At 48.4% G+C, this 11730-nt stretch carries 8 protein-coding genes; 5 read left to right on the plus strand and 3 right to left on the minus strand.

Annotation, left to right across the window (positions count from 1 at the left end):
• Positions 1-10: 10 nt before the first annotated feature.
• Complete coding sequence (locus tag OEY58_21770; protein ID MDH5328085.1) at positions 11-1105, minus strand: saccharopine dehydrogenase NADP-binding domain-containing protein; 1095 nt, start codon at positions 1103-1105, stop codon at positions 11-13.
• A gap of 237 nt (positions 1106-1342) precedes the next feature.
• Here OEY58_21770 and OEY58_21775 point away from each other — a divergent pair, with 237 nt between their 5' ends.
• Positions 1343-2533, plus strand: coding sequence for a hypothetical protein (locus tag OEY58_21775; protein MDH5328086.1), 1191 nt, complete (start codon positions 1343-1345; stop codon positions 2531-2533).
• 39 nt (positions 2534-2572) lie between these two features.
• On the opposite strand, the gene OEY58_21780 is transcribed toward OEY58_21775, so the two are convergent.
• Positions 2573-5569: an FAD-binding protein gene (locus tag OEY58_21780; protein ID MDH5328087.1), complete on the minus strand. Its 2997-nt coding sequence runs from the start codon at positions 5567-5569 to the stop codon at positions 2573-2575.
• Positions 5570-5655: 86 nt separating this feature from the next.
• On the minus strand, positions 5656-7326 hold the full coding sequence (locus OEY58_21785; GenBank protein ID MDH5328088.1) for a diguanylate cyclase: 1671 nt from the start codon (positions 7324-7326) through the stop codon (positions 5656-5658).
• Between the two features lie 263 nt (positions 7327-7589).
• On the opposite strand from OEY58_21785, the gene fnr reads away from it, so the two are divergent.
• The 4 genes from fnr to OEY58_21805 all read left to right on the plus strand — a co-directional run bounded on the left by fnr (position 7590) and on the right by OEY58_21805 (position 11636).
• Positions 7590-8351, plus strand: a complete 762-nt coding sequence (gene fnr, locus OEY58_21790; protein MDH5328089.1) for a fumarate/nitrate reduction transcriptional regulator Fnr — start codon at positions 7590-7592, stop codon at positions 8349-8351.
• 109 nt (positions 8352-8460) lie between these two features.
• Positions 8461-9858 (plus strand): oxygen-independent coproporphyrinogen III oxidase, encoded by a 1398-nt coding sequence (hemN, locus tag OEY58_21795; protein MDH5328090.1) that lies wholly within the window; start codon positions 8461-8463, stop codon positions 9856-9858.
• A 181-nt stretch (positions 9859-10039) separates the two neighbouring features.
• Positions 10040-10294: a hypothetical protein gene (locus OEY58_21800; protein MDH5328091.1), complete on the plus strand. Its 255-nt coding sequence runs from the start codon at positions 10040-10042 to the stop codon at positions 10292-10294.
• Positions 10295-10442: 148 nt separating this feature from the next.
• Positions 10443-11636, plus strand: coding sequence for a 4-phosphoerythronate dehydrogenase (locus OEY58_21805; GenBank protein ID MDH5328092.1), 1194 nt, complete (start codon positions 10443-10445; stop codon positions 11634-11636).
• The last annotated feature ends 94 nt before the right edge of the window (positions 11637-11730 follow it).

Below are 11730 nucleotides of genomic sequence, written 5' to 3' on the forward strand. Positions count from 1 at the left end.
CGTACTCCCTTTAAGCGTAATATTTTCCAAAACGATTGTTAATGAACGTGTCCAGACCAATTTGTTCCTGGGTCACAAATCCCCGGTAGTTTTTTATATTTTGCAGCACGATATCCACTACGGCACAAACACCGGCTGCCGTGGTGACTTGAATGGAGGACCAGAGCTTGTTTTGTATGGTTTCAGGATAGACTTTTTTCACATAATTTTTTTCAAACAAGTCACCGCCGATACGGCCACTCACCGCCACGTAAACCAGTACTACATCCTGTAGAGTTTTAGGAATGGCGTTTTCCAGAATACGCTTGAGTGTGGTCCGGTCCTGGTTCAGTTTGAGGTCGTTCATCAAGAGTTTGATGTTTTTGCAGTGACCGGGGTAGCGCAGGGTTTTGTAGTTCATCGTCTCCACTTTGCCGTGATAGGTATCGGCCAGAGTACCCAAGCCGCCGGAGGTGTTGAAGGCTTCATACAATACACCGTCCAGAGTAATGGTTTCATAGCCCTCCAAAGGGAGCAGGGGAGAAATATCCCCGTTCTCAATGCCAAAGCAGGTATTGCCGTACTCATTGATAAGCCCGTCGGTGGACCAGGTAAGGGAATATTTTAAGGTGTTATTGGGATTAACCGGTAAAGCCCCCACTCGCATTTTGACCGTGTCGAGACTATCAAATTGTTGCATAAGCGCATTGGCGGCGATGCTGATAAAGCCGGGTGCCAGGCCGCATTGAGGCATAAAAACATTTTGGTGGCCGGCGCTGACTTGCCGTACATGTCGGGTTACTTCCACATCTTCAGTGAGATCAAAATAGTTGACTTGTAACTGGGCAGCGACATCCGCCACTATGGGATTGCAATAATAGGGTAAAGCCGAGACTACGGTTTGGATATTATGGTTGCGAATAGCCTTCTCCAAATCCGATTGGTTTTGGGCATCCAGTTTTAAGACGACCACGTGGTCCAGTGATAATTGTTTGCGTAGTTCATTGGCTGCATCCAAATTCATATTTCCCAAGCAAATTTTATAGTCAGGGCTTTGCGACAACATGCAAGTGATCAGGGAGCCAATTTTCCCTGCGCCCAACACCAAAATGGCATGTGCTGACAATGAGTTTCTCCTCAAGACTGATGGTAAAAGGACGACAATGTTTACAGGCCGTTTGCTGTTTTCACCCATCGGCGACCACGTTTTACGCAGCTATACTTGGATCAATACGGCAAGCAATTTTAAGTATAGCCGCAGTTGCTTTACGTCGCTTTCGCTGCTGGAGTACTGTCCGGGGTTGGGTCGGCCACCCGGGTCTTTTGCAGCATAGCCTGTTCTAAAATGCAGGAGGATCGTTTAATGGCTACCACAAATACACCGACGCCGTTTACACAATTTGCCCAATCTTTGGTCAATGACGCCTGCTATGTCGACCCCAAAGTGGATACTTTGGAAAAAAACTGCAGCGATACCCGTATCACCATTCCCAGAAGCGAAGGTGAGTGGTCCATATTGGATTTGACTCCCTTTGAAGCCCGGGCCCAGGCGTGTACCGCGAGACCCTATTTTGAAAAGGTGCGCAATTATACGGAATTGGTTCAGGCCTACGAAAAAGTGCGAGCGGATTTTGTGTTTGAAACTCAAGTTCCGGGAGCTTCGGACCATGTGTCCGAGTATGCCGGACAGTTCATGCAGGGTATTTTTTCCCAGGCTCAAAGCTTCATGGATGAGGCCCGAGTCCAGCTCATTTGCCGTTGGATTGTCGACCTGGATGCCTACACCGCCGTTAAGGCCATTGAGTCCCTGCTAAACAGCAAAGCCGATCTCACACTGTTACAAATTGCCGCTCAGCATCAATGGCAGGTTCTGTTTGATCATTTGGCCATACGTTGCGGTTCTCAGGCTAATGGGGATGCAGAAAGAGTGGTCGAAATGCTCAAGACCCACCACGGTTATGTTTCACCACAACTGGATCACGAAGCCTTTTACCAATTCCCGGACGGTTGGAACGCTTATCCTTTATACAAAATCCTTGAAAACGGACAAGTATTGCGTCTGTTTATTGATCAATCCGGTGCGGATCATCCGCAACAGATCATACAGCACTGGAACCGGGTTTATGGTTATACCGCCCATCATTTGGCTATTCGTGCCACTGTTACCAAAGACGGTACACGTCATGCGGTTTCTCTGGGGGATATCGTAGACGCTTTGCAGGCGCAGGGAGTGGCTTCTATGACACCCACCGGCCGCTATACGGCCGGTTTATTGGTACAGGTGTTTACCCAGCCGGAGAAAAATGCAGGCATTCCCACTGCCTTGAAGCAGCAAATTGACACGGTGGCACCGGGCCTGGGAACCACGGTGGAAAACGCCAAATTGTTGGAAATTGTTTCACGGCGGGAAATGGTTCCGGAAAAGGCGCAGCGTTTTTTTGCCTTATACGGTATCACCTATGATGCCCATAATCCCTTGCATTCGGCTCCGGTGTACCAGTACTTTTTGCCGGCTCAGGCGGCTCATGTTATCAAAACCTCGATTCAGGCTTGAGACCACAGTTCAGGTCGTATCAACAAATCTAAGACTGGATCAAGCTTGAGACCGTAACCGCTGCCGTAAAATAACCGCTGGGTGAACGGTGTCTATGTCGGTAAGATCCTTTATCTGGTGGTGGCAGCTGAACCCGGTGGTGACCACCACGGTGTTTTTTGGGGTCTGGCCTAGTGCCGGTAGCAGACTGAGGTTGGCGATGGCTTTAGACACGGAAAAGTGCTTGGTTTCATAACCAAATAGGCCGGCCATGCCGCAACAACCGGAAGGAATCACCTCAACCGAGGTGTTGGGTAATAGGGACAGCGTGTTGACACTGTCTTGGGTCTTGCCAAGGGATTTTTGGTGGCAGTGCAGGTGCAAGGCAATATGCATGGGTTCATCGCTGAAGTCCAGCTGTGCAAAGGCCGGGTGTTGGTATTGCACAAATTCCTCAAACAAAACAAAGCGCTGTAACAGCTGCGGTGGCAGATTGAAATCCAATACCCGATTGGCTTCATCCCTCAAAGTTAGCCATTCCGACGGTTCCAGGCCGATAATGTAGGTATCCGGCAGTGCTTGCTGCTCTATCCAAGCGATAATCGCGCTTAGGCGTTGTTTGGCAAGTTGAAACATTCCCTGACTGAGTACCGACCGCACTGAGTCAAAGCAGGGGGACAGTAACACGTGAAAACCGGCAGCTTCCAATAACTCCACCACGGCTTCACCGGTGGCGCTGTGGAAATACTCCGTAGTGAAATCATTCAGCAAGATTACGCTCTGTTCCCGCAGTACAGCTTTCGACTGCCGGGTTCGGTGTGAAAACCATAAACTAAAGCGGGTAGCCTGCATGCGGGGTAATTGTCGTTGTGGATGCAGATTCAGTAAGGGCCGCAGAAGTGTTTGCGCCAGCCAGTTTACTACAGGACTGGGTAAGAGGCTGGCCCAACTACAAAGACGATCCAGTTGAGCAATCAGGCGAGTTTTGAAGGGGGTGCCGTATTGCCGTTGAAATAGGTTAAGAATCCGTATCTTGGCTTGTGCCATGTCCACACCGGCAGGACATTCTACTTTACAGGCTTTACAGGCAATGCACAGTTCCAGCGTTTGCTGCAACGCTGCGGTGTCGGATGCGGATAGACGGGTGTCAGGCAGGCTGAGTATTTGCCGAATCACATTGGCCCGCCCCCGCGTCACATGCAGTTCATCCCGTGTGGCTTGGTACGAAGGACACATGCTTCCTTCTAACTGGCGACAGACAGCAGCGCCGTTACACGATTGTACCGCCGTCAGTATGGATTGTCGTTGCTCCTGTGATTTGTCTTGTGGTATTTCCTTTACGAGTTGCTGTGTGTGTAGCGATGTGTGTAGCGATGTTTGTAGCGATGTGCGCTGTGACAATGCTGTCGGAATGCGCAGACCGTGTTCCATGGGCAAGGGTCGAATGATGTTATTTGGATTAAATAAATTTTTAGGATCGAAATGCGCTTTGACTTCGCCGGCGGCCTGCATGAGTTCATCGCCCAGCATGCGTTGTAAAAACGGCGAACGGGCACGGCCGTCACCGTGCTTGGCACTTAGCGTGCCGCCGTAGCGTAGCAATGCCTCTAAGATGGCTGTAGTGATCGGTCTCAGTTTGGCGCGATCTACCGGGTCACCCAAGTCCAATAAGGGGCGTATGTGTACCAGGCCCATGGACACCGAGCCATAGTATACAGCGTCACAACCCTGTTGGCGCATGATGTTTTGGGCTTCGGTTACAAAGGCGGCCAAATGTTGTACTGGTACTGCACTGTCTTCCACAAAAGTAAGCGCCTTTTTTCTTGATGCCATTCCCATTAACATTCCCAGGGCAGAGCGTCGCAGTTGCCAAACCGAGGCGTTGAGTTCATGGGGAATGGTCGTGATGTGTTGGCATAGCCGTGCGCGGTGCAGTTCGTGTTCCATGTGCGTGGCAGCCTGGCAACAAGAATCGGCGTTATCGGCGGAGTATTCCACAATGAGCATGGCTGCGGGTGCTCCTTGGAGACCGTCTCTTATCCCGTTCTTACACCAAGGAAGCTTTCCGCCGAATTTGGTTTGCGCCAACTGTAAAAGTGTGTGGTCCAGCAGCTCAATAGCAGCTGCATCGGAGTGTCTTATCAGCGGTACAGCCTGCATGGCTTTGTGCAGGGACTCAAACTCCAGGCACAGCATGTACGTGTGGGGGATGCTGCTGCTTAGCCGTACGGTGGCCTGGTATACCAGCGCCAGGGTGCCCTCACTACCACAGATCAGTCGACTCAGGTTGAAGTTGTCTCTTGACCTGTTTGTTGTATGGTTTGTCAAAGTCGCGGCCAAATCGGGTAAGGCGTAGCCACCATTATTTATGATACCTCCATCCATTGTATCTGCATTGGCTCCGCTTGTTAGGGCTTCACGGTAGCGAGTAAGGGTATCGACAACCTGGTGGGTCAGTTGCCGGCCACGAAATTTTGCTGTGTTGTTGGCGTCTAAGGCGGCTGGGCTCATAGGGCCAAAGTAAACCTGCTCTCCCGGGCTAACGATGCACTGCAATTGTTCGATATGATTGGCCGTCGAGCCGTCACGCGGTGCATGAGCTCCCCAGGCGTTGTTGCCAATGACTCCGGCAATGTTGCAACGGCTTTTGGTGGATGGGTCAGGGGCAAAGCGCAAACCGTATGGCGCCACCGCAAGATTGAGTTGATCCAACACCACCCCGGCTTGAACCACGGCCCTACGTTGTTGCGGGTTGATATGGATGATCCGGGTTAGATGGCGGGAACAATCAACAATAAGTGCATCTCCCACGGCTTGGCCTGCCAAACTGGTGCCTGCTGAACGTGGGATTAAGGGTATGTCGAACTCATAGGCAAAACGGACTAAGGTGAGGCAGTCCTGCAAAGACTTGGGGCGGACCACACCCAGCGGCAGAATTTCATACATGGAAGCGTCAGTGGCGTATAACATTCTGCTGACATCATCGGTCAATAACTCACCTTGCAGTTGTTGTTGCAATCCACGAAAGATCTGTTTCTTTTTCGCTGTTGGTTCCATGCGATCCGCGGCTTATTGGGGAATGAGAAGCTCCAGCTTCATTATAGGACAAGCCGGATGGCAGCACGAGATTAGGAGTATGCAGGTCAGGAATGAGGCGGCTGCGTTTTCGGTAGTGGCGTTTGCTCTTTAAACCAGGCCACCTGATTGCGACCATTGGTTTTGGCCTGATATAAGGCTTGGTCAGCCGCGTTGATTAACTGATCTTTTTCTGTGAGATGTCCTTGGTGGCTGGTCGCAATGCCCACACTTAGGGTTAATTGTTTGGAAATGCTTGATGAAGGGTGAGGGATATTTAACTGTTCCAATGCTATAAGAAGCCCCTTAGCCATACCTTGGGCATCTGGTGTTGCGACCGAGGGGAGGATTACCGCGAATTCTTCACCGCCATAGCGTACAGCGACTTCACCGGCACGTTTAAACTGGCTTTGGATCAACGCAGCTACCGTTTTCAAACATTCATCGCCTGCCAAATGGCCAAGAGAATCATTGTAGTTTTTAAAATAATCAATATCACACATCAACAGAGTCAGCGGTATATTGAGACGTTGGGAACGGCGCATTTCTTGTTCAATAGTTTCATCAAAAACCCGTCGATTAGCCAGACCCGTGAGGCTGTCCAAACGGGCCAAACGGGACAGTTGTGCATTGGCCTCGGCTAAGTCGGCAGTTCGTTGCGCAATTTTCTCTTCCAGATTTAAGCGGTGCTTGTTGAGTTCCGCTTCAATGTGTTTACGTTGGGTAATGTCACGCACGATGGCGGTAAACACGGTTGCACCGTTAATGATGTTTTCACTGATGGCAATATCGACGGGAAAAACTGTACCGTTTCGATGTTGTCCCATAACTTCACGGCTAAACCCGGTGATGCCGTGTAGCAGCACAGCATCACCCTGAGAATGCTGTTGCATGTAGGCATTGTGGAGCTCAGCAGTATCAGTAGGTACCAATATGGCAATATTCTGGTTTAAAACCTCTGCTTCTGTGTAACCGAAAATAGATTCGGCGGCTCCATTAAAGCTGGTGATTCGGCCATTGGGATCACAAGTCAGTACCCCGTCCACAATGGTGTTCAACACCGTTTGTAATTGGGATCGGTTAATTTCTTCGGAGACAATTAATGGATTACCGATTCTGACAAAAAACAGACTGGCGATCACGATAAAAATTAATCCGGTACCGGCAGCGACAACTCCGGCTTTAATGAACGGTTGCCGAAATGATTGCAGGTTTCGTTTGATGACCACAACCACATTAAGGTAGGGAACCGGTGCATAAGCAAAAATAGCGTCTGAGCCGTCGCTGTCTACACCAACCAAGATACCGGAATCTCCCTGCAGTCCTCGCCGAAAAGGAGTGGCATAAATGGATTTGATGGCTGTCGCAATGGGGCGTAAAGTAGAGGACGGTGCGTCATGATGCAATATGAAGGTCAGCTGGCCGTTTTTCTCCCCGGCAACCACATAGCTGGTATCTACAGATATAGAAGCCAGATGACGGTGGGCTGCGCGGGTCTGGTTTATGGTTCTTTCAAAAGCATGACCAAAATCCTGATTGTGGGTTTCCAGTTCGTGTTCGGCAATGGCATCCATGTAGCTGGCATTACTTTGGGCGGTTTCGTTGAGCCATTGTAACTGGCGATCGTAGGCCTTTTCGTAGAGTAAAAATAATGTCGCTCCCGCCACCGCAACGGTGAGTGTCGCCATGATACTAATCAAAGCGATGAGTTTTATGCGGTTTTGCGACGGTTTTATCATCTGCGGCTGTCATTGGGGTTCACCAATGTAACGGCCGGTTTAGTGGTTTCTTGATGAATAAAGTTCTATAAAAACAAATAAATGGCGGGATTGAACAGCAGGTGTTAAAGCGCGCTTAGGTATGAGAATTTAACATGACATCCGGCGCCCAGCGCATTAAAATATAACTATGGGTGAGCATTGGTATTTTCTCAAGATTGGTCGACCAGGCGCGATGCTGCAGGAAAAGAGGCGGTGGTGTGCTAGAGGTATAATTAGAATAAATGGATACATCAAATAAAGTTATCAGCATGTCCACCATTAAAGTTGCCTGCGGAGAGTGCAGTCTGCGCAGCTTATGTTTGCCCTTGGGTCTGAATCGTGACGAAATGAACCGTTTGGACCAGATCGTTAAACGTCCCCGGCCCCTGCAAAGAGACCAGTTTTTGTACCGGACTGGTGACGAATTCCGCTCCATCTATGTGGTGCGTTCCGGCACCATTAAAACCTACACAACCACAAAAATTGGCGAGCAACAGGTAACGGGATTTCATCTGCCCGGTGAAATAGTAGGATTGGACGGTGTGAGTTCGGATTATTATGGATGTAACGCTCAAGCCTTGGAGATGACCAGCTTGTGCCAAGTACCCTTCGGCCGTTTGGAAGAGTTATCCGGTGAACTGCCCGGTTTGCAACACCAGTTACATCGACTCATGAGTAAAGAGCTGCTGGCGGATCAGGAAATATTATTGCAATTGGGAAAAATGTCGGCAGAAGAACGTTTGGCAGCGTTTTTGGTGAATTTGTCAACTCGCAGTAGCCGCCGCGGTTACTCGCCTTACGAATTCAATATTAGTATGACCCGAACCGATATTGGAAACTATCTGGGCTTGGCCGTAGAAACTATCAGTCGCCAGTTCACCCATTTTCAGGATTTGGGTTACCTGGAAGCGGCCCGAAAACACATTAAGATTTTGGATTTGGATGCTCTGCGTAAGATCACAGGGGATTTGCCCTGCGACAACAATCCTAAAGTCCCCGCTTGAGCCACTAATTACGGATTTCTTTAGTTAATTCCTAAGAATTTTGATTAATATCAAAATCGCACGGTATTAAATTGATATAATTTTATTGAATAGCTAAAACAGGTGAACTGTGACTCTGTATCAATTCGACGAAAAACTGATCCAAGCGTACGATAAATCCGGGCCACGGTATACCTCATATCCCACCGCAGTACAGTTTAATCAGGAGTTTCAAGCTCAAAATTACATCGAGTGGGCAGAATGGAGCAATGTGCAGAGCCGCAAGGAAACCACTGTTCAGCCTCTATCGTTGTATTTTCATATCCCATTTTGCAATACCGTTTGTTTCTATTGTGGCTGCAATAAGGTGGTTACAAAAGATCGCAGCAAAGCGGCGCCATACTTACAACGATTACATAAAGAGATAGAGCTGCAGTCACATTGGTTTGATACCGGGCGTCCGGTGGAACAATTGCATTGGGGTGGGGGTACACCGACCTTCATCAGTCACGATGAAATGATAGAGTTGATGCAGGTCACGCGGAAGTATTTTACATTAAAAGAGGATGACTCCGGTGAGTATTCCATTGAGATTGATCCACGAGAGGTCAGTCGCGAGACCCTATCCATTTTACGGCGGGAGGGGTTTAACCGTTTGAGTCTGGGGGTACAGGATTTTGATCCTCAAGTCCAAAAAGCTGTGAATCGTATACAGCCGGAGGCGATGACGTTCGATGCCATAGCGACCGGACGCGATTTAGGCTATAAATCCGTCAGCGTGGATCTTATTTATGGTCTGCCGTTTCAAAACGTAGACAGTTTTGCTCATACGATAGAAAAGGTGCTGCAAGCCTCACCGGATCGTATTTCCGTATTTAACTATGCTCATTTACCTACCATGTTTAAACCGCAACGGCGCATCAATGAAGCGGACTTACCTTTGCCGGCGGAAAAGTTAAAGATACTGCGCAATACCATGGAGCAATTGAGCCAGGGGGGCTATGTGTTCATCGGTATGGATCATTTTGCCAAACCGGATGACGAAATGGCCATTGCTCAGGAAAACGGTTCTTTGTATCGTAATTTTCAGGGATATGCCACCCATGCCGAATGCGATTTGATCGCTATGGGTATTACTTCTATCAGTAAAGTGGGCAATTCCTACAGTCAAAACGTAAAAACGTTGGAAGAATACTACCCATTAATAGATTCCGGGAAATTGCCGGTGTATCGGGGTATCAGCCTGAGTGAAGACGATATACTGCGTCGGGAAGTGATTACGCAGTTGATCTGCCACTTTAAGCTGGAGTTTTCCAAAATTGATGCGGCCTTCGGGATTGAATTCTCGGATTATTTCAAGACCGAGTTACAGGAGTTGTCTAAAATGCAGGACGATGGTTTGTTGGAGTTAAGTGCCGGCGCGATTAACGTTTTACCCGTGGGTCGGCTTTTGATCCGGAACGTGTGTATGGTGTTTGATGTGTATTTACGTAATGCCAGGCAACAGAATTTTTCTAAAGTTATATAGCTCTAAAGTTATATAGCTCGAAAGCCATATAACTTTCGAAAGTTTGTGATGAAACAGTGATGCATTAAAAACGAACCAAACTAATAAAGTGTATGTATTTTGCATCTCTGTGTGGGGTAAATTGAGATAGGTGAAACCGACTCAATGAGTTGTAACATTTAAACAAGATCGGGGTGAAATTATGAACGAACGTTTTCCTAAACCCACCGAATTGCAATTGGAAAATCTGGGTTCCGGGTGTTTTGTGCAAATCAATGATGCGCAAACCTGTTATTGGGTGGAAATTGACGGCGAAGATGAAGGGAAGCTAACCGGAATGACGCATCCGGAACTCGGGGATGAACAATGTCGGGCCTGTGAAAGTAAACCCAGCCGAGTCCAGTTCTCTCGCGATCAAGTAAAGTACGTGGGTTGTGACCGGTTTTGTTTTTGTTAGTCAACGAACTTAGGTGAACTGACCTTTATTTGTAGTCCAGCTTCACTGGTGTTCTGCAGGTATTAATTTTGCGCGGGAGATTTTCTCCCGCGCTTTGTTTTGGCAGGGCGTTTTTTTTGAGCTTACGCAAATAGGATATGCTCAAACGTTGAGCAAAAAGAATGTGGAAGTGAATTCGGGTTTGAATATTGTTGCTGATGAAAATATTCCCTATGTGGCCGAGGTATTTGGTGCTTTAGGTAAGGTAAGGACTGTGACAGGTCGGGCATTGAGTGCGGACCAAGTGAGTGATGCCGATATGCTCCTGGTACGTTCCGTATCCCGGGTGGATCAGTCCTTGTTACAAAACAGCCGGGTCAAGTTTGTGGCCACCGCAACAATAGGTACCGATCACGTCGATCTGAGTTATCTAAAATCACACAATATGGGTTTTGCCAGTGCTCCCGGTAGTAATGCAATATCCGCTGCAGAATACGTATTAAGTAGCTTATGTGCGATATATACTTTGGACACTTTACGCAACAAAACCGTTGCCGTAGTGGGCTGTGGTAATGTGGGTTCTCGGGTTTTACATCGCTTAGAATTGTTGGGCATTAAAACGTTACCCTACGATCCACCTCGGCAGGAGCAATTTAATGATAGAGACTATGTGACTTGGGATGCAGTGAAAGGGGCGGACATCGTCACGGCGCACGTGCCCTTAAATCGCACGGGGTCCCATCCCACCTTACATATGTTTGATCACGCATTTTTTACCGAGCGTCCTTCCCACTCAGTATTTATTAATACAGCACGTGGTTCAGCTGTGGACGAGGCTGCACTGAAGCGGGTGCTGCAATCCGGGAAACAATTGATCTTGGTTTTGGATGTGTGGCATGGCGAACCGGCAATTGATCGGGATATAGTAGACTATGCCCGTGTCGCCACCCCCCATATTGCCGGATACAGTTTGGATGGGAAAGTCCGCGGTACCCGGATGATTTTTGAAGCGGCCTGTGACTATTTTCAAATCCCATACCACTGGTCTGATCCGCATCTGGCAGTTCCTGAAGCAACACAGGAAATCAGTTTTCCGCCTGAAATATCTGCGCAGGACTTGATCTCTCAAGCTGTTTTGCACGCTTACCCTGTAATGCAGGATGATGCCGCACTGAGGGCGGGAATGTACATGGATGCGGATGCCTGGGTGGCTCACTTTGATCGATTGAGAAAGCAATATCCGGTACGACGCGAGTTTTCCTATTTCACGGTACTGCTGCAGAAAAATCAAATGCCGGAGGCAAATTTACTCAGTGTTCGTGAGCGATTGCAGGGGTTGGGTTTTACCGTAAAGCTTACCTAAGGAACCTCTGATTAACTCCGTGAATGGCATATATGAGGCCTAAATTGTCAATTGCTTCGTTGAAAAACTTGAAAATATTCCCGATATTCCCTGC

The sequence above is a fragment of the Gammaproteobacteria bacterium genome, from assembly GCA_029882975.1.
GTDB lineage: Bacteria > Pseudomonadota > Gammaproteobacteria > SZUA-152 > SZUA-152 > JAJDNG01.